The organism is Microbacterium tenebrionis (assembly GCF_020682665.1).
In the GTDB taxonomy this organism is placed as follows: Bacteria; Actinomycetota; Actinomycetes; order Actinomycetales; family Microbacteriaceae; genus Microbacterium; species Microbacterium tenebrionis.
Genome location: NZ_JAGTTM010000004.1, coordinates 123151 through 140882, shown reverse-complemented (window position 1 = coordinate 140882; position 17732 = coordinate 123151). Strand labels below are relative to the sequence as shown.

Below are 17732 nucleotides of genomic sequence, written 5' to 3'. Positions count from 1 at the left end.
GCTCAGAGGACGGCGTCGAGCAGCGGATGCAGGTGCCTGCTGCCGAGCACGACCGCTGCGGCTTCGGCACCGGCCCGCAGCGCGCGATCGAGTGGCGCACCCGCGAGCCGGGCGGCGAGCACGCCGGCGAAGAACCCGTCTCCGGCGCCGTTCGTGTCGACGACATCGGCGGGGACGGCATCCACGCGGTGCACCTCCCCTGCCTCGTCGACGGCCACGGCTCCCTCTGCGCCCAGCGTGCACACGGCCAGCGATGCGCCGGCGGCGACGCGCGAGCGCAGGAACTCCACGGGGTCGGCGAGGCGGTCGGCGTTGCAGAACACCGCGTCCGCGGCGGCGAGGAACGGGCGGTGGTACGCGGCGGCGCCGTCGTAGTCGTGCACGTCCACCCAGACCGGCCGGCCGGCCGCCTCCGCGAGCGGCAGGAGGCGGCGGGGCTCCTCCGCCAGGTCGAGCACCACGATCTCGGCTTCCGCCATGGCGGAGCGCACCTCGCGCGGAGGCGGAAGGGCCGATGCCGACGGCGCCGAGAGGTACAGCGACACCCGGCCACCGGCCGCCGTCATGAGGTTCACGTGGCGCTCGGTCGCCTCGGTCTGCCCCCAGACCGTCTCGACGCCCGCAGAAGCGAGCGCCGAGCGCACCCGCGAACCGTGGTCATCGTCGGCCGCGAGGGCGTACAGCGTCGCGGGCACGCCGAGAGCGGTGAGGCTCAGGGCCTTCCCGGCGCTGGTTCCCCCGAGCGTGTCCCAGCTCGCCTGGGCGAACTGCATGTGCGGCTCGGGCTCCGGCAGCCGATCCAGCACGATGATCGAGTTCCACGACGCGGGGCCCGCGATGAAGACGGCCGAACTCATGATGGACGCCTCACGCCCGCCGGAATCCCTCGGCGATCATCTCGACGAGCTCCTCGCGCTCCTCGACGGGCAGGAACGTCGCCGCCGCGGCGTTGAACTGGAAGGTCTCCAGGTCGTCGAGGTCGTACCCGAATGCGTCGACGAGCAGGGCGAGCTCGCGCGTGAGCGAGGTGCGGCTCATCGTGCGGTTGTCGACGTTCACCGTGACGGCGAACCCGAGCTGGTAGAGCAGGTCGAACGGGTGGTCGGCGAGTTCGGTGCCCCACGCCTCGATCGCGCCTGTGTGCACGTTCGAGGACGGCGAGAGCTCGAGCGGGATCTCGCGGTCGCGTACCCAGCGGGCGAGGTCGCCGAAGCGGACCTGCACCTCTTCTCCGTCGCGGCCCATGACCTCGAGATCCGACACGATGCGCACACCGTGCCCCAGACGCAGTGCCCGGCCGTCGAGCAGCGCACTGCGGATCGACGCGAGACCCGCCGCCTCTCCGGCGTGCACGGTCACGGGCATGAAGTTCGCCGCGAGCAGGTCGAACGCCTCGCGGTGATCGGAAGCCGGGAAGCCGTCCTCGGGGCCTGCGATGTCGAAGCCGACCACGCCGTCCTCGCGGTGGTCGAGGGCGAGCTCGGCGATCTCGAGAGCCCGGTCGTTCTGACGCATCGCGCTGAGGATCTGGCCGACGCGGATGCTCCGACCATCGCGGTCCGCCGCATCCTCCCCCTCTTCGATCCCCTGCTGCACGGCGTCGACGGCGTCATCCAGCGAGAGTCCGCCCGACAGGTGCTGCTCGGGCGCCCAGCGCACCTCGCCGTAGATGACGCCGTCCTCGGCGAGGTCTTCGACGAACTCACGCGCGACGCGCGTGAGCGCCTCGGCCGACTGCATGACGCCCACGGTCAGGTCGAACGTCTTGAGGTAGTTCACCAGCGACCCGGAGTCGGCCTGAGAACCGAACCAGTCGCCGAGCGCGCGCCCGTCGCTCACTGAGCCCGTCGAAGTGTGCGGCAGCTCGAGCCCGATCTCCCGTGCGAGCTCGACTACCGTCGCCGGGCGCACGGCGCCGTCGAGGTGGTCGTGCAGCGAGATCTTCGGCAGGGAGCGCAGCGACGCGCCCTGGACCTTGACGTCACCGTCGGATGCGATCGACATGATGGGGTGTCCTCCCGATTGCGGGTCGTTGAGCGAGCGGGTCGTTGAGCGAGCGAAGACCGCGGTGTGCTGAGCGAGGGAGTCGAAGCGTGCGCCCCGACCGCCAGCCGCCCCAGCCTACGCGGTGATGCGCTCGCGGACGAGGGGGCCGATCTCGGGTGCGGCGTCGCCGATCTCCCAGGCTCCCTCGACGGCCTCCAGCGCCCTGGCGAATCGCGCCTCGTCCTCGGCGGACAGCGTGAACAGGGGCTGCCCTGCGCTCACCCGGTCTCCGGGCTTGGCGTGCAGGTCGATGCCGGCGGCGTGGACGACCTGATCCTCGGCACGAGCGCGACCCGCTCCCAGGCGCCAGGCCGCGATGCCGAACGGCAGGGCATCCATGCGGGCGACGACACCGTCGGCTTCTGCCGTGACGACGTGCGTCTCGCGAGCCGTCGGCAACGCGGCATCCGGGTCGCCGTCCTGCGCCCGGATCATGGCCTTCCATACGTCCATCGCGGCTCCGCCGTCCAGCGCGCGCTCGACGTCGGCATCCGGGAGACCCGCGAGAGCGAGCATCTCGCGAGCCAGGGCGATCGTCAGCTCGCGAACGTCTGCGGGCCCACCGCCGGCGAGGATCTCGACGGACTCGCGGACCTCGTTGGCGTTACCGATCGCGAGGCCGAGCGGCACGTTCATGTCGGTCAGAAGCGCCGTCGTGGCCACACCGGAATCGGTTCCGAGCGCGACCATGGTCTGCGCGAGCTCGCGGGCACGGTCGATGTCCTGCATGAACGCCCCGGAGCCGAACTTCACGTCGAGCACGAGCGCGTCGGTGCCCTCGGCGATCTTCTTCGACATGATGCTCGACGCGATGAGCGGGATGGCCTCGACCGTTCCTGTCACGTCGCGCAGCGCGTACAGCTTCTTGTCTGCGGGGGCGAGACCGGAACCCGCAGCGCAGATCACCGCGCCGACGTCGCCCTGCATCTGCGCGAACATCTCCTCGTTCGACAGCGCCGCGCGCCACCCGGGGATGGACTCGAGCTTGTCGAGCGTCCCGCCGGTGTGGCCGAGACCCCGACCGCTCAGCTGCGGGACGGCGACGCCGAAGGATGCCACCAGCGGAGCCAGTGGAAGCGTGATCTTGTCTCCGACGCCTCCCGTGGAGTGCTTGTCGACGGTGCGCTTGCCGAGCTCGCCGAAGCTCATCCGCTCCCCCGACGCGATCATCGCGTCGGTGAGCACGCGGATCTCGTCGCGCTCCATCCCCCGCTGGAAGACCGCCATCGCAAACGACGCCATCTGCGCGTCCGAGACGTAGCCGCGGGTATAGGCGTCAACCATCCAGCGCAGGGCCGGCTCGGGGACGGCGCCGCCGTCGCGCTTAGCCCTGATGACATCGATCGCGTCGAACGGCTCCGGAGTCGTCATCGCACGTCCTCCAGGTCGCGCGGCCCGAATGCGTCGGGCAGGACTTCATCGATCGTCCGGATGCCGGACACGGTCTCCAGCAGCATCTCGGGCATGGCGTGCTCGAACAGCAGCTGGCGGCAGCGCCCGCACGGCATGATGGTCTGTCCCTCGCCGTTCACGCACACGAACGCGACGAGCTGACCGCCGCCGGACATGTGCAGATCGCCGACCAGGGCGCACTCCGCGCACAGTCCGACGCCGTACGACGCGTTCTCGACGTTGCATCCGGCGACGATGCGGCCGTCGGAGACGAGAGCCGCCGCACCCACCTTGTACCGCGAATACGGGGCGTACGCCTTCTGCATGGCCTCGGTGGCGACGTGACGAAGCTCGTCCCAATCGATGTCTGTCATGGCTCCTTCTCGACTCAGCTCTTGATGTACGGTTCGCCGTCTGCGGCGGGTGCCCGGGAGCGGCCGACGAGTCCGGCGACCGCGAAGATCGTGACGATGTACGGCAGCATGAGCATGAACTGGCTCGGCACGGGCGATCCGATCACCGACAGAACGCCCTGCAGGTTCGTCGCGAACCCGAACAGCAGCGCCGCGAACGTCGCCCGGATCGGGTCCCACTTTCCGAAGATCACCGCGGCCAGGGCGATGAAGCCGGCACCGGCGGTCATCTCCTGGTTGAAGCGCGGAACCGACACGAGCGTGTAGAACGCCCCGCCGAGACCGGCCACAGCACCGGCGAGCAGCACGGCGCGGTAGCGGGTCGCGAGCACCTTGATGCCCACGGTGTCGGCCGCCTGCGGGTGCTCGCCGACCGAGCGCAGCCGCAGTCCCCAGCGGGTGCGGTACAGGCCGAACCACACGAGGGCGACCACCACGTACATGAGGTAGACGATGAACGACTGGCGGAACAGGATCGGCCCGATCACCGGGATCTCGCTGAGGACGGGGATCGCGACCGCGTTGAACGTCTCGGGGCTGTTCAGCGTCTCGGTGTTCGGCGCCAGCACCTGCCGGAACAGGAACGTCGTGAGGCCGATGACGAGCACGTTCAGGACGACGCCGACGATGACCTGGTCGACGAAGTACGTGATCGTGAACACACCGAGCACGAGGGCCACGAGCATGCCGGCGACCATGGCGGCCACCAGGCCCGCCCACGGCGAACCCGCGAGCGAGGCCGCGACGGCGGCCGAGAACGCGCCGGCGAGCAGCTGCGCCTCGATGGCGATGTTCACGACACCGGCCCGCTCGCCGATCACGCCGCCGAGGGCGCCGAAGATGAGCGGTGTCGCCAGCGCCAGAGCACCGCCGAGCAGGCCGATCATCGGCAGCGTGCTACCGGCGGCAGCCCACGCGAGGAACCCGATCATGAGCACCGCGACGTAGACGATGACCAGCCACAGCGGGATCTTGCGCCTCCCGGATACGAGGAGGAACGCGAACACCGTGGCTGCGGCGAGCAGGACCACGGCGATCCAGGCGGTCGCCGTGGCCGGCAGCACGACGTCGGGGACGGTGAAGAACGCCTCGCCGGCGGACAGTCGGAAGGTCGTCGCGCCTTCGCGCGGGGCCAGCAGCGGCAGCAGGGCGAACAGCACGGTGAAGATCGCGAAGATCACCGGTGCCTTCCAGGAGACGACGGTCACTCGACGCTGCTCGTCGCTGACGACGGGTTCGGCCGTGACGGTCATGCGGACACCTCCTCGGCGATCTGCGCCGCATTCTTCTTCGGCTTCTTGGGCTTCTTGCGGGCTCCGGGCTGCGGCAGGCCGAACATCGCCCGCACCAGCGGCGGGGCGGCGATGAACAGCACGATGAGCGACTGGACGACCAGCACGATCTCGATCGGGATGCCCTGCGACGACTGCATCGTGAACCCGCCGGTCTTGAACGCACCGAACAGGAGGCCGGCGGCGAGGATGCCCAGCGGAGAGGAACGGCCGAGCAGTGCCACGGTGATCGCGTCGAAGCCGATGCCGGCGTCGATCGCGCCGCCGAAGCCGCTCGTCTCGGTGCCGAGGATCTGGCTGATGCCGGCGATGCCGACCAGGGCGCCGGCGATGAGCATGACCACCAGGTACATGCGTCCGACGTCGATGCCGGCGACGCGCGCCGCGGCCGGGTTCTCACCGACGGCGCGGAACCGGAAGCCGAGCGACGAGCGCTCCAGCAGCCACCACGTGAACGCGACAGCGACGAGGGCGAGCAGGAAGCCGGCGTGCAGCTTGTACTGCGGCCCGAGCAGCTGCGGCAGCACCGCGGTGTCGGGCATCGGGGCTGTCTTCGGGTTGCTGGAGCCCGGCGCCTGCAGGATGCCCTGCGTCGCCAGCATCCACGCCAGGAGGTAGAACGCGATGTGATTGAGCATGATCGTCGTGATCACCTCGTGGGCTCCGGTGCGCGCCTTGAGGAGACCGGCGATGCCGGCCCAGATCGCACCGGCGATCATACCGGCGACGATCGCGGCGATCAGGTGCAGCCCCATGGGCAGGTCCCACTGGGTGGCGACGTAGCCGCCGGCCGCGGCGGCCATGAGCATCTGCCCCTGACCACCGATGTTGAACAAGCCGGCGCGGAAGGCCAGACCGACGCCGAGGCCGGCCGCGATCAGGGGCGTGGCGAACTTCAGCGTCTCCGTGAGCGGGCGGATGCCGATAGCGAAGCTGTCGGCGTTGAAGTTGTAGATCGCTCCGCGGAACAGAGCGGCGTAGGCACCGGCGACGGCATCCCAGACGGCACCGATCATGTCCATCGGGCGGGCGAAGAAGTACCCGGCAGTCGTCTGGACCTCTTCATTGGTCGCGGCGATCATGATCGAGCCGACCACGACCGCGATCAGAACGGCGAGAACCGAGATGATCCCGTTGCCCTGCACGATCGCCTGCATGGCAAGCCGCCAGCGGGACGGAGCGACCTTCGTTTCGGGTGCGGCGAGCGGGCTCTGCGGCTGGGTGGTGCTCATGCGCTGGCCTCCTCGGTCGCTGCGGTCTCGGACATGCCGGCCATCATCAGGCCGAGGCGTTCACGGGAGGTGTTCCCCGGCACGATGCCGACGACCTGGCCCCGGTACATCACGAGGATCCTGTCGGCAAGGGCGGCCACCTCGTCGAGCTCGGTAGAGATCACGATCACGGGCACTCCGGCGTCGCGGGTGTCGATCAGGCGCTTGTGGATGAACTCGATGGAACCGACGTCGACGCCGCGGGTGGGCTGGGCTGCGACGAACAGCGACAGGTCGCGGCTCAGCTCGCGGGCGAGGACGACCTTCTGCTGGTTTCCGCCGGAGAGACGCCCCGCCGCCTGCGACGGCCCCTGGGTGCGGATGTCGAACTCGGTGATCTTCTCGCGCGCGAACGCGTCGAGGGCGCCGCGCCTGACCGTACCCGCGCTGACGAAGGGTGCGCCGTGCGAGCGGTCGAGCATGAGGTTCTCGGCGATGGTGAACTCCTTCACCAGGCCGTCGACGCTGCGGTCCTCGGGGACGAACCCGACACCGGCGTCGAGGATGTCGCGGACCGACCGGCCGATCAGTTCCTGCCCGTCGAGGCGGATGCTACCGCGGACGTGGTCCTGCAGACCGATGATCGCCTCGGTGAGCTCGGTCTGGCCGTTGCCCTGCACACCGGCGATCGCGAGGATCTCACCGCCGCGGACCTCGAAGGAGGCCTCGTCGACGAGCACGGTGCCTACCCGATCGGTGACCGTGAGTCCCTCGACGACGAGCGAGTTGGTCCGGACGTTCGGCGCGTCCTTCTGCACCGTCAGCTCGACGGCGCGCCCGACCATGAGGGAGGCGAGCTCCTCGTTGGTCGCGGTCGGCGAGGCCTCGCCGACGACCTTGCCCAGGCGGATGACGGTGATGCGGTCCGCGACCTCGCGGACCTCGCGCAGCTTGTGGGTGATGAACACGATCGAGGTGCCCTGCGACTTCAACTGCCGCATGGTGTTCATCAGCTCGTCGGTCTCCTGCGGGGTGAGCACCGCAGTCGGCTCGTCGAACACGAGCACGCGGGCGTCGCGGGAGAGCGCCTTGATGATCTCGACGCGCTGCTGCACGCCGACAGGGAGCTCCTCGACGATCGCGTCCGGGTCGACGTCGAACCCGAAGCGATCGGAGATCTCGCGCACACGCTTGCGGGCGGCGGCGAGGTCGAGCCGTCCGCCGAACTTCGTCTGCTCGTTGCCGAGCATGACGTTCTCGGCGACGGTGAAGACGGGGATGAGCATGAAGTGCTGGTGCACCATGCCGATGCCGGCAGCCATCGCGTCGCCGGGGCCGGAGAAGTGCTGCACCTCGTCGTCGAGGAGGATGTCGCCTTCGTCGGCCTGGTACAGGCCGTACAGCACGTTCATGAGCGTCGACTTGCCGGCGCCGTTCTCGCCCAGAAGACAGTGGATCTCGCCGGGTTCGACGGCGAGATCGATGTGGTCGTTCGCCGTCAGCGCGCCGAATCTCTTCGTGATGCCGCGCAGTTCAAGCTTCATGTGGTCGATCCTATTCAGCAGACCTCGGTCTGCGGGAGTAGCCGGACAGAACGAGACGGGGAGGCCGGCTCTCGCCGGCCTCCCCGTCTCAGAGCGTCACTCGCTGAGGTAGGACGTGACGGGCACGGTGCCGTCGATGATGTCCTGCTGCAGCTGTGCGACCTCGTCCTGCAGACCTGCGTCGACCTTGTCGGCGAAGTTGTGCAGGTCGGCGATGCCGACGCCCTCGTTCTCGAGCGTTCCGATGTACGCCTCGGGGTCGAACTCGCCCTTGCCGCTGGCGAGGACGGCCTGGTAGGTCGACAGGTCCATGGCCTTCAGGACCGAGGTGAGGACGACGTCGGCCGTGCTCGGGTCGGTCACGAACAGGTCGGCGTCGGCGCCGATGAGGGCGATGTCCTTGCCGGACTCCTTGATCGCCTGCTGAGCCGACTGGTAGATCGGTCCGCCGACGGGGAGGATGACGTCGACACCCTGGTCGAGGATGTTCACGGCGACCTGCTTGGCGTCCTGGTTGGCCTCGAAGCCACCGGTGAACGAGCCGGTCTTGCCGTCCCACCCGACGACCTGGACGTCGGTGCCCTTGACCTCGTTGTAGTGGTCGACGCCCTGCTTGAAGCCGTCCATGAAGATCGTCACGGTCGGGAACTCCATGCCGCCGAAGGTTCCGACCTTGCCGGTTTTCGAGTAGCCGGCCGACAGGTAGCCGGCGAGGAATGCCGCCTGAGCGGTGTCGTACAGGAGCGGCTTGACGTTCTCGGCGTCCTTCTTGCCGTCGAAGTCGTTGTCGGCGGCGTCGTCGACGAGGATGAAGTCGACGTCGGGGTTGGCGTTCGCCGCCTCGACGGTCGCGGCCGAGAGCGCGAAGCCGACGGCGACGATGGCGTTGCAGCCCTCGTCGACGAGGTTGGTCACGTTGGGGCCGTACTCGGTCTCGGCGTTGGACTGGACGTCCTTGAGGTCGACTCCGAGCTCGTCCGCGGCCTTCTGCGAGCCCTCGAACGACAGCTGGTTGAACGACTTGTCGTCGAATCCGCCCATGTCGGACACGATGCAGGGCAGGAAGTCGATCTCCTCGCCACCGGCGTTCCCGCCGTTGCTCTCGGGAGCGGCTCCACAGCCTGCGAGTGCGACGGCGACGCCGGTCGCCACGATCGCGGCGAGAGCGCGCTTTCGGGTGGAAATGGTCACGTAAGCCTCCACGACTACTGGCCTGCGCCGATCGCAGGGTCCGTCTGGCTAAGTTACCCAGTGTCACGGCGTCCGCACCGCCCAAGACGGTTAATGGTTACAAACTCGCAACAGACCCGTGACGTGCGCTCAGAGGACGTCTCCGCGACCGGTGAGCTTGAGCGATTCGACGACGCCCTTCACGCGCTGCGCGTGCTCCGCCGTGGTGACCAGCAGAGCATCCTCGGTGTCGACCACGACGATGTCCTTCACACCCACCAGGCTGATCACGCGGGAGGTCTGGCTGACGAGGATCCCGGTCGCGGCATCCGACAGCACGCGGGCCCTGGGGCCGAGGACGGCGAGGTCGTTCTTGCGTCCGCCCGAGATGAGCTTGGTGAGCGAGGCGAAATCCCCCACGTCATCCCAGTCGAAGTGTCCGGGGATCACGGCGAGGCGCCCCTTGTCGGCGGCGGGTTCGGCGACCGCGTAGTCGATGGCGATCTTCTTCAGCCGCGGCCAGACCCGGTCGACGACGGGACCGCGGCGGGCGCGGTCGTCCCACGCCTCGGCGAGCTCGAGGAGACCGGCGTGCAGCTCGGGCTCGTTCGCGGCGAGCTCGTCGAGCAGCACGCTCGCCTTCGAGATGAACATGCCGGCGTTCCACAGGAACGACCGGTCGGCGTAGTACTGCTTGGCCGTCTCCAGATCGGGCTTCTCGACGAAGCGCTCGACGGTCGCAGCCTCCGGGGCGTCTTCGACGACCAGCTCGTCGCCCTTCTGGATGTATCCGAAGCCGACAGACGGCTCCGACGGCTGGATGCCGATGGTGCAGATGTAGCCGGCACGAGCGACGGCGACGGCCTGCTGGACGGCGAACTCGAACGTGCGCGTGCCGCGGATGACGTGGTCTGCGGCGAAGGAGCCGATGATGACGTCCGGGTCGCGACGGTGCAGGATCGCCGCCGCGAGTCCGATGGCTGCGGCCGACTCCCGCGGCTCGGACTCGAGGAAGACGTTCTTATCGGGGATGCCGGGCAATTCGGACTCGACGGCGGCGCGGTGCGCGCGCCCGGTGACGACCGCGATCCGATCGGGGCCCGTCATGGGCTCGAGTCGATCCCAGGTGTCGCGCAGCAGGGAGTTGCCGGAGCCGGTGAGATCATGCAGGAACTTGGGTGCGTCCGCCCTGGACAGCGGCCACAGCCGGCTGCCGATTCCGCCGGCGGGGATCACTGCGTAGAAGTCGTCGAACGGCGCCATGCGCTCAGCCTATCCGCCGCCGATCCGGAGCCCCTCGGCACGATAGCCGAGCCGAATCGTGACGATGCAGAACGAACATGATCGCCCCGCCCCTTAGGGTCGCCTTCGTCGCACCCAGCGTTCTGACAGGAATAGGATGGTGCACGGCCGGGCACGTCCAGCGGTCTGTTCAGACCCGCACGTGCTACCCGACCTCGCATCGATCAGGGAGGACGACCGTGTCCGCAGGCACACGCTTGACACCGTCGATTTCGGAAACCACGTCCAAGACCCCGCGCGGCACTCTGTACCGCGGTCGTGAGGGCATGTGGTCATGGGTGCTTCACCGCATCACCGGAGTCGCCATCTTCTTCTTCCTTCTCGTGCACGTGCTCGATACGGCACTGATCCGGGTCTCCCCCGAGGCGTACAACGCCGTGATCGGCACGTACAAGAACCCCGTCATGGCTCTGGGTGAAGTGGTGCTGGTAGGCGCCATCGTGTTCCACGCCATGAACGGCCTGCGAATCATCCTCGTCGACTTCTGGTCGAAGGGCGCGCGGTACCAGCGCCAGATGTTCTGGGGCGTCATCGCCGTCTGGGTCGTGCTCATGGCCGGCTTCACCGGGCGCCACCTGTCGCTCGCGTTCGCCGGGTTCGGAGGGGGTCACTGATGTCCGCACAGACCATCGCCGCACCGGCGCGCCGCCGCCGCGGCGTCAACCTCGAGAAGTGGGGCTGGATGTTCATGCGAGCATCCGGCGTCGTGCTGATCGTCCTCATCTTCGGCCACCTGTTCGTCAACCTCATGGTCGGCGACGGAATCCACGCGCTGGACTTCGCATTCATCGCCGGCAAGTTCGCCACGCCGTTCTGGCAGTGGTGGGACGTGCTGATGCTGTGGCTCGCCTTCATCCACGGCGGCAACGGCATGCGCACGATCGTCAACGACTACGCCACCAATGACAAGGTCCGCAAGGCCCTCGTCGGCGCGATCGTCCTCGCAGCGGGCCTGCTGATCATCCTCGGCACCCTGGTCGTCTTCACGTTCGACCCGTGCCTGGGCGTCACCGAGTCCAGCACGCTGTGGGACACCTGCGTGGCTGCGGGCGTCGTCGGAAACTGACAAGAGAGCATCGAGAAGTGACTACTGAGACGCAGGATTCCGTCGTCCGCGACGGCGTTCACTACCACCAGTTCGACGTCGTGATCGTCGGCGCAGGAGGCGCAGGCATGCGCGCCGCCATCGAGGCGGGCCCGGGCGCGAAGACAGCCGTGATCACGAAGCTGTACCCCACCCGCTCGCACACCGGCGCGGCGCAGGGCGGCATGGCCGCCGCCCTCGCGAACGTCGAGGAGGACAGCTGGGAGTGGCACACCTTCGACACCGTCAAGGGCGGCGACTACCTCGTCGACCAGGACGCCGCCGAGATCCTCGCCAAGGAGGCCATCGACGCGGTCATCGACCTCGAGAACATGGGTCTGCCGTTCAACCGCACCCCTGAGGGCAAGATCGACCAGCGCCGCTTCGGCGGTCACACCGCCGAGCACGGCAAGACCCCGGTCCGCCGCGCGTGCTACGCCGCCGACCGCACGGGTCACATGATCCTGCAGACGCTGTTCCAGAACTGCGTCAAGCTCGGCATCAACTTCTTCAACGAGTTCTACGTGCTCGACCTCATCACGGTGAAGGACGACGACGGCAAGACCGGAGTCGCCGGCGTCGTCGCGTACGAACTGGCCACGGGCGAGCTGCACGTGTTCCAGGCCAAGTCGGTCGTCTTCGCGACGGGCGGCTTCGGCAAGATCTTCAAGACCACCTCGAACGCGCACACCCTCACCGGTGACGGCGTCGGCATCATCTGGCGCAAGAACCTGCCGCTGGAGGACATGGAGTTCTTCCAGTTCCACCCGACGGGTCTCGCCGGTCTCGGCATCCTGCTCACCGAGGGTGCGCGAGGCGAGGGCGCGATCCTGCGCAACGACTCGGGTGAGCGCTTCATGGAGCGCTACGCCCCCACCATCAAGGATCTCGCACCGCGCGACATCGTGGCGCGCTCCATGGTGCAGGAGGTCCTCGACGGCCGCGGCGCGGGCCCGCACAAGGACTACGTCTACCTCGACTGCACGCACCTCGGTGCCGAGGTCCTCGAGACCAAGCTGCCCGACATCACCGAGTTCGCCAGGACATACCTCGGTGTCGACCCGGTCACCGACCCCGTCCCCGTCATGCCGACCGCGCACTACGCCATGGGCGGCATCCCGACGAACAACGACGCCGAGGTCCTCGCCGACAACAACACGGTCGTCCCCGGTCTCTACGCCGCCGGCGAGTGCGCGTGCGTCTCGGTGCACGGCTCGAACCGCCTCGGCACCAACTCGCTCCTCGACATCAACGTGTTCGGCAAGCGCGCCGGCAACAACGCCGTGGCGTACGCCAAGACCGCCGAGTTCGTGCCGCTCCCCGAGAACCCCGCCGGGTTCGTCAAGGACATGCTCGAGAACCTGCGCGGCAGCAACGGCACCGAGCGCGTCGCCGTGCTGCGCAAGAAGCTCCAGGAGGAGATGGACCGCGGCGCCCAGGTGTTCCGCACCCACGAGTCCCTCGAGCACGTGCTGGGCGTCATCGCCGAGCTGCGCGAGCGCTACAAGAACGTCTACATCGACGACAAGGGCCACCGCTTCAACACCGACCTCCTCGAGGCAGTCGAGCTCGGGTTCCTGCTCGACATCGCCGAGGTCGTCGTCTACGCCGCGCAGAACCGCGAGGAGAGCCGCGGCGGTCACATGCGCGACGACTTCCCCAAGCGCGACGACGAGAACTGGATGAAGCACACCATGGCCTACCTGACGGGCGACCCGCACTCGTCGACGCCCGCAGATCACATCAAGCTCGACTCGAAGCCGGTCGTCCAGACCCGCTACCAGCCGATGGAGAGGAAGTACTGAGAATGTCGAACGCTGTTGCAGAGGCGCCCGCCGCCGCAGACCCGGCCGTCCAGTCCTTCCTGGTCACCTTCATCGTCCGCCGGTTCGACCCCGAGCAGGACGCCGAGCCCCGCTGGGTCGACTACGACGTGGAGTTGTTCTCCACCGACCGCGTGCTCGACGCGCTGCACAAGATCAAGTGGGAGGTCGACGGTTCGCTGTCGTTCCGCCGCTCGTGCGCGCACGGCATCTGCGGCTCTGACGCCATGCGCATCAACGGCCGCAACCGACTGGCCTGCAAGACGCTGATCAAGGACCTCGACATCTCGAAGCCGATCTACGTCGAGGCGATCAAGGGTCTGCCGCTCGAGAAGGACCTCATCGTCGACATGGAGCCGTTCTTCGCCTCCTACCGCGAGGTGCAGCCGTTCCTCGTCGCGAACAGCGTGCCCGAGAAGGGCAAGGAGCGCGTCCAGTCGATCGCCGACCGCGCGATCTTCGACGACACCACCAAGTGCATCCTGTGCGCCGCCTGCACCTCGTCGTGCCCGGTGTTCTGGACCGACGGCCAGTACTTCGGCCCTGCCGCGATCGTCAACGCGCACCGGTTCATCTTCGACTCGCGCGACGACAACGCCGACGTGCGTCTGGACATCCTCAACGACAAGGAGGGCGTCTGGCGCTGCCGCACGACCTTCAACTGCACGGAGGCGTGCCCGCGCGGCATCGAGGTCACGAAGGCCATCGCCGAGGTCAAGCAGGCCATTCTGCGCGGCCGGCCCTGACCTCCGCCTCGCATCGGTGCTCCCCTGGATAGGGTGAGGGCATGTCGGAGGACCGAGTCCGGCTGCGTGAGCGCTTCGAAGGACCCCTCGAACGCGCCGCAGAGCTGAAGGATCGCACGCTCGCGGCGTTCCCCGTGCGCGTCTGGCGCGGGTTCCTCCGCGGCAACGGCTTCCTGCTCTCGGCGGGGATGAGCTACTACGTCCTGTTCTCGCTGTTCGCGGTCATCTACGTCAGCTTCGCCGGTGTGGGGATCTGGCTCGGCGCCAGCCCGCGCGCGATCGAAGCGCTCATCGATCTCGCAAACAGCTATCTGCCAGGGCTCATCGGCGACCCCGGTCTCATCGGCCGCGACGACGTCGTCGAGATCGCCCAGGGCAGCACGAGCCTACTGGGCATCACGGGCGCCGTGGCCGTCGGCTTCGCCGCCTGGACCGCGATCGCGGCGGTGACCTTCACGCGACGGGCGATCCGAGACATCTTCGGCCTGCCGTTCGACACGCGTTCCTACTGGCTGCTCAAGCTGCGCGATCTGCTCGCAGGCGTGCTGTTCGGCCTCGCGCTGCTGCTCGGTGCGGCGCTGAGCGTGCTGAGCGTCTGGGCGCTGGAGTGGCTGTTCGACCTGTTCGGCTGGGGCGATTCCTGGGTGCTGTCGGGGATGGCCCGCGTACTGTGGATGGCCAGCGCCTTCATCGTGGATGCCGGTGCCCTGGCGGCCCTCGTGCGCTTCCTCGTCGGCGCCGACCTGCGATGGCGCTTCATCTGGCCGGCCTCGCTGCTGGGCGGCGGGGCGATGGTGGTCCTCCAGCTCATCGCGGGCTTCCTGCTCACCCGCGTGCCCAGCAACCCCCTGTTCGCGTCCTTCGCCGTGATCATCGGGCTCCTCCTGTGGTGCCGTCTGCTCGCGAGCGTGGTGCTCGTGGCGGCCTCCTGGATCGCGGTCACCGCGGCCGACAACGACCACCCGCTGGAGCTCGAGGACGAGCAGGCCGCCCGGCTGGCCGAGCAGGAGGCCCTGGTGCTCGCCGCACGCGTGCAGCTGCGGCGGGCCCGCGACGCGTACGAGGACGCGCCCTGGTACCGCAGGCTCTGGGCCGGGCGGGCGGTGCGGCGCGCGCAGGATGCTCTGGCCATCGCCATCGAGGGTGCCGAGGCGGAGGATGTCACCGGCCCTCGTTAGGCTGAATCCATGCCTCATCTGCGTATCGCCTCGGTCAACGTCAACGGGATCAGGGCCGCGGCCCGCAACGGCATGAGCGGGTGGCTCGATGCTGCCGACGTCGACATCCTGACCCTGCAAGAGGTGCGCGGGCAGGACGAGCACCTCGAAGCAGCGCTGCCCGGATGGTCGATCGTCCACGACGAGGCGACGGCCAAGGGTCGAGCCGGCGTCGCGATCGCGAGCCGCACCCCTGCGCTCGCCTCGCGCACCGCGTTCGGGGCCGAGGACTTCGACTCGAAGGGCCGTTGGATCGAGGGCGACTTCCTCATCGACGGCCGCCCGCTCACCGTCGTCAGCGCCTATGTGCACAGCGGTGAGGCCGACACGCCCAAGCAGGATGAGAAGTGGAAGTTCCTCGACGCGTTCGGCGCGCGCCTCGCCGACCTCGGGCAGGGTGACGCGCTCGCGCTCGTCACGGGTGACCTGAACGTCGGTCACCGCGAACTCGACATCAAGAACTGGCGCGGGAACCGCAAGAAGGCGGGATTCCTCCCCCGCGAGCGGGCGTACTTCGACCGGTTTCTCGGGGATGCCGGCGCCGAGGTGACCGGCGTCGACGGCACGGTCGGCACGGGGCTCGGATGGGTCGACGTCGGGCGCCGGTTCCACGGCGAGGTCGACGGTCCGTACACGTGGTGGTCCATGCGCGGGCAGGCGTTCGACAACGACTCCGGCTGGCGCATCGACTATCACCTGGCGACCCCGGCGCTCGCCGAGCGCGTGCAGGACTACCGGGTGGCACGCGCCGCCACGTATGCCGAGCGGTGGAGCGATCATGCGCCGGTGGTCGTCGACTACGCCTACTGACAGGGCGGTCGCCCCAGCACCATAGGATTGATCCGTGACCAGACCTCGTCTCTACTCAGGAATGCAGCCATCCGCCGACTCGCTTCAGATCGGCAACTACATCGGTGCTCTCCTGCAGTGGCGCGATCTGCAGGCGTCCTACGACGCGTTCTTCTCAGTCGTCGACCTGCACGCGCTGACGGTCGCGCAGGACCCCGCGTCTTTGCGCGAGAAGACCCGGCGTACTGCCGCGCAGTACATCGCCGCGGGCATCGAGCCGTCGAAGTCGACGCTGTACGTGCAGTCGCACGTGCGCGCGCACGCCGAGCTCGCCTGGATCCTCTCGACGATCACGGGTTTCGGCGAGGCCGGACGCATGACGCAGTTCAAGGACAAGTCCAGTCGCTACGGGCAGGACGGCACGAGCGTCGGCCTGTTCACCTATCCGGTCCTCATGGCGGCCGACATCCTGCTGTACCAGAGCGATGTCGTTCCCGTGGGCGATGACCAGAAGCAGCACGTCGAGCTCACGCGCGATCTCGCGGAGCGCTTCAACGCCCGGTTCGGGGAGACGTTCGTCGTGCCGATGCCGGTCATCCAGAAGGACACCGCGCGCATCTACGACCTGCAGAATCCGACGTCGAAGATGTCGAAATCGGCCGAGACGGACGCGGGCGTGCTGTGGATGCTCGATGACCCGGCGAAATCGGCGAAGAAGATCATGCGGGCCGTCACCGACAATGAGGGCTCCGTGCGCTTCGACCGCGAGAACAAGCCCGGGGTCTCGAACCTGCTGACGATCTACGCGGCCCTCAGCGGCCGCCAGGTCGCCGCGATCGAGGACGAGTACGCAGGCCGCGGGTACGGGGACTTCAAGAAGGGCCTCGCCGAGGTCGTGGTCTCGGAGTTCGAGCCGGTGCGCTCGCGCGCCCTCGAGCTGCTCGACGACCCGGCTGAGCTCGACCGCATCCTCGCCGCCAATGCCGAGCGCGCCGATGCCGTGGCCGATGCCACGCTCGCCGACGTCTACGAGAAGGTCGGCCTGCTGCGCCGCGTGTGACGATCGGGTCGGTCGCGCACCCTAGGATGGGTGCGTGACCGACCCGCAGCTTCCTCCGACCACCCCGCACGGATCGGTCCCGCCGATTCCGAGTCCGCCCTCTCCGTACGGCACTCCCCCGTCGCAGACCGCGCCGTCATACCAGAACCCGCCGTCGTACCAGACGCCGCCCGGCGCGTATGCGGCGCCCGTGGGCGGTTACGCCGCACCGGCCGGCAGCTACCAGGCGCCGGCTCCTGCTCCCGCACAGCCGCGCTCGGCGGTCCTGGGCATCGTGGCGTTCGTGCTGTCCATCGTCGCGGCCGTCGTCGCGCCGATCGTGGCCGGCATCGCCGGGTACCAGATCGGGTTCCAGCTGCCCACCGTCACCCAGTACGTCGACCCGACGACCTCAGACCTCTCGTTCCTCTCGCCGGTGCGCGATCAGGTGCTCATCGGAGAGATCGGTTTCTGGGTCGGCACTCTCGGCGGCATCGCCGCGATCGTCCTCGGCATCATGGCCATCGTGAAGCGGGCGGGTCGCGTCTGGGGCGTGGTGGCCCTGATCCTCGCCGTGCTCGGGCCGGTGATCTTCTTCGTCGTGCTCGGTGCGACCCTCGGCGCCGGCGCGGGTGCTGGTGCGGTCTCTACCTACGGACCCTGA

At 68.5% G+C, this 17732-nt stretch carries 17 protein-coding genes; 8 read left to right on the top strand and 9 right to left on the bottom strand.

Translation table 11 applies throughout. The features are described from left to right. Nucleotides 1-2: 2 nt before the first annotated feature. From KEC56_RS11585 to KEC56_RS11545, 9 genes are all read right to left on the bottom strand, one after another. The gene (locus KEC56_RS11585; RefSeq protein ID WP_227531066.1) at nt 3-857 is read right to left on the bottom strand and encodes a carbohydrate kinase family protein; all 855 of its coding nucleotides are present in this window, start codon (nt 855-857) and stop codon (nt 3-5) included. A gap of 10 nt (nt 858-867) precedes the next feature. Continuing rightward, nucleotides 868-2004 (bottom strand): adenosine deaminase, encoded by a 1137-nt coding sequence (locus KEC56_RS11580; RefSeq protein WP_227531065.1) that lies wholly within the window; start codon nt 2002-2004, stop codon nt 868-870. A 117-nt stretch (nt 2005-2121) separates the two neighbouring features. Further along, on the bottom strand, nt 2122-3417 hold the full coding sequence (locus KEC56_RS11575; RefSeq protein ID WP_175985540.1) for a thymidine phosphorylase: 1296 nt from the start codon (nt 3415-3417) through the stop codon (nt 2122-2124). Further along, nucleotides 3414-3812: a cytidine deaminase gene (locus KEC56_RS11570; protein WP_175985539.1), complete on the bottom strand. Its 399-nt coding sequence runs from the start codon at nt 3810-3812 to the stop codon at nt 3414-3416. The genes KEC56_RS11575 and KEC56_RS11570 overlap by 4 nt, the downstream gene beginning before the upstream one ends. A 14-nt stretch (nt 3813-3826) precedes the next feature. Next, complete coding sequence (locus tag KEC56_RS11565) at nt 3827-5104, bottom strand: ABC transporter permease (RefSeq protein WP_175985538.1); 1278 nt, start codon at nt 5102-5104, stop codon at nt 3827-3829. After that, entirely contained in the window at nt 5101-6375 is a 1275-nt protein-coding gene (locus KEC56_RS11560) for an ABC transporter permease (protein WP_227531064.1), read from the bottom strand. The genes KEC56_RS11565 and KEC56_RS11560 overlap by 4 nt, the downstream gene beginning before the upstream one ends. Continuing rightward, entirely contained in the window at nt 6372-7898 is a 1527-nt protein-coding gene (locus tag KEC56_RS11555; RefSeq protein WP_175985536.1) for an ABC transporter ATP-binding protein, read from the bottom strand. The genes KEC56_RS11560 and KEC56_RS11555 overlap by 4 nt, the downstream gene beginning before the upstream one ends. 96 nt (nt 7899-7994) lie before the next feature. Then, nucleotides 7995-9089, bottom strand: coding sequence for a BMP family lipoprotein (locus KEC56_RS11550; protein WP_227531063.1), 1095 nt, complete (start codon nt 9087-9089; stop codon nt 7995-7997). A 129-nt stretch (nt 9090-9218) separates the two neighbouring features. Then, nucleotides 9219-10331, bottom strand: coding sequence for a mannose-1-phosphate guanylyltransferase (locus tag KEC56_RS11545; RefSeq protein ID WP_227531062.1), 1113 nt, complete (start codon nt 10329-10331; stop codon nt 9219-9221). Between the two features lie 218 nt (nt 10332-10549). Here KEC56_RS11545 and sdhC point away from each other — a divergent pair, with 218 nt between their 5' ends. Genes sdhC through KEC56_RS11505 form a run of 8 tightly spaced genes read left to right on the top strand, consistent with a single transcriptional unit; the run spans nt 10550 to nt 17732 of the window. Further along, entirely contained in the window at nt 10550-10984 is a 435-nt protein-coding gene (gene sdhC, locus KEC56_RS11540; RefSeq protein WP_175985533.1) for a succinate dehydrogenase, cytochrome b556 subunit, read from the top strand. Continuing rightward, entirely contained in the window at nt 10984-11436 is a 453-nt protein-coding gene (locus KEC56_RS11535; RefSeq protein ID WP_175985532.1) for a succinate dehydrogenase hydrophobic membrane anchor subunit, read from the top strand. Before sdhC ends, KEC56_RS11535 begins: the two co-directional genes overlap by 1 nt. A gap of 17 nt (nt 11437-11453) precedes the next feature. Further along, nucleotides 11454-13259, top strand: coding sequence for a succinate dehydrogenase flavoprotein subunit (sdhA, locus tag KEC56_RS11530; protein WP_175985531.1), 1806 nt, complete (start codon nt 11454-11456; stop codon nt 13257-13259). Nucleotides 13260-13261: 2 nt separating this feature from the next. Further along, the gene (locus tag KEC56_RS11525) at nt 13262-14023 is read left to right on the top strand and encodes a succinate dehydrogenase iron-sulfur subunit (RefSeq protein WP_175985530.1); all 762 of its coding nucleotides are present in this window, start codon (nt 13262-13264) and stop codon (nt 14021-14023) included. Nucleotides 14024-14064: 41 nt separating this feature from the next. After that, entirely contained in the window at nt 14065-15201 is a 1137-nt protein-coding gene (locus KEC56_RS11520) for a YihY/virulence factor BrkB family protein (RefSeq protein WP_227531061.1), read from the top strand. A 9-nt stretch (nt 15202-15210) separates the two neighbouring features. Next, nucleotides 15211-16050, top strand: coding sequence for an exodeoxyribonuclease III (locus KEC56_RS11515; protein ID WP_175985528.1), 840 nt, complete (start codon nt 15211-15213; stop codon nt 16048-16050). A gap of 34 nt (nt 16051-16084) precedes the next feature. After that, the gene (gene trpS / locus KEC56_RS11510; RefSeq protein ID WP_175985527.1) at nt 16085-17089 is read left to right on the top strand and encodes a tryptophan--tRNA ligase; all 1005 of its coding nucleotides are present in this window, start codon (nt 16085-16087) and stop codon (nt 17087-17089) included. A 34-nt stretch (nt 17090-17123) separates the two neighbouring features. Beyond that, entirely contained in the window at nt 17124-17732 is a 609-nt protein-coding gene (locus KEC56_RS11505) for a hypothetical protein (protein WP_227531060.1), read from the top strand.